We start from the raw sequence: 1,095 nt of genomic DNA on the forward strand, positions 1-1,095 counted from the left end.
GCGATAGAAACAGCTTGGATACCGTCTTCACGCTGTGCTTCTTGCTCGAACATCTCTTGGTAGTTGGCGTAGCAACGATCACCATCTAGACCTAGGTTTTCACCAAAATCGCGGCAGCGCGCTGGATCTAGATCGAAAGCACCGGCAACCAATTTGAACAGACCATCACGCAGTGCTGCGTTGCGGTGTGAGTAACCGATCTGGCTACCACGGCCACCACCTACCATTGCCCAGCGGATTGGTTGGTCAAAATGACGTTCTTCATTAAACATTGCTTCACTCCTTGGCAGGTATCACGACCACCTTATGCTTTATGTAGCTAGCTGTGATACCTGCGGGTAAATTATTAGAAATATAAAGATTTAAATGTTCGGAATTCTTTTTCGGTTAGACGCCGCGTCTTTGAGTCGCTCGGCCTTCTTCCCAGTCAGCGACTTTCTTCGCCGTCTCTTCGTTGCGCGTCACTTCAGGCAAACCCACTTCCCACCAGCAGTCACACTTAGACCATGCCGCAGGGGATACAGGGTCGATATCAACCACAATCACGTAAGTGCGGTCCGCTTCTTTCGCGCGGGCAAAGGCAGCATCAAACTCGTCAACAGACGTCAGTTTCTCGGAAATTGCACCTTGAGCTTCTGCGTGCTTGGCAAAGTCAACACGGGCCAACTCGCCATCTGGACGGCGGCAATCTTCAAGCAGGTTGTTGAATGACTCGTTACCGGTATTGTTCTGCAGTTTGTTGATAACCGCGAAACCGCCGTTATCACACACCACCACAATCATCTTGTGGCCAGTCAGTACTGAAGAGTAGATATCTGAGTTTTGAATGAGGTATGAACCATCGCCCACAAGTACAACGACATCGTTATCTGGGTTGGCAACTTTCGCGCCCCAGCCACCAGCAATTTCGTAACCCATGCACGAGTAGCCAAAGTCGATGTCGAACTTACCAATCTGGTAGTTCTGCCAGTTCATCGAAAGCTCAGCCGGTAGACCACCTGCAGCTGTCAGTACGGTGTCGCCTTTTTCCATCGAGGTGTTCAGCTTGCCGATCACTTCCGCGTATGAAGACATACCCGGTAGCAAGTCACCCTC

At 50.6% G+C, this 1,095-nt stretch carries 1 protein-coding gene and 1 pseudogene; both read right to left on the reverse strand.

The features are described 5' to 3' along the window. Positions 1-272 (reverse strand): annotated as a pseudogene (locus NHN17_RS25805) (gfo/Idh/MocA family oxidoreductase); the annotation flags it as partial. A 115-nt stretch (positions 273-387) separates the two neighbouring features. Further along, on the reverse strand, positions 388-1,095 hold a 708-nt coding region (locus NHN17_RS25810; protein ID WP_255045532.1), incomplete at its 5' end, for a thiamine pyrophosphate-dependent enzyme.

The organism is Photobacterium pectinilyticum, from assembly GCF_024357955.1.
Lineage (GTDB): Bacteria > Pseudomonadota > Gammaproteobacteria > Enterobacterales > Vibrionaceae > Photobacterium > Photobacterium pectinilyticum.